Consider the following 244-nt stretch of genomic DNA (forward strand, 5'->3'; position numbering starts at 1 on the left):
CCATACAACAGCAGCCGCCAGTTGATGTTTTGCAATCCTGCCAGGTTCGCGCCGCTCTTGTCGATGACGACCTTTTCGGGCCAGCCATTGTTCGTAATCGTGCGGGCGAAGAACGCGCTGGCCGCGGCCTCATCGCGGTGCTCAGACAGCATGAAATCAAGGGTTTTGCCGAATTTGTCGACAGCCCGATAGAAATAGGTCCACTTGCCTTTGACCTGGATATAGGTCTCGTCCATCCGCAAGG

At 55.7% G+C, this 244-nt stretch carries 1 protein-coding gene; it reads right to left on the reverse strand.

Features of this window, described 5'->3' with window-relative positions:
* A partial coding sequence (locus tag AF337_RS25735; RefSeq protein WP_152971188.1) for a DDE-type integrase/transposase/recombinase occupies nt 1–244 on the reverse strand: 244 nt, incomplete at both ends.

Origin of the sequence: Rhizobium ecuadorense (assembly GCF_001187535.1) — a bacterium.
In the GTDB taxonomy this organism is placed as follows: Bacteria; Pseudomonadota; Alphaproteobacteria; order Rhizobiales; family Rhizobiaceae; genus Rhizobium; species Rhizobium ecuadorense.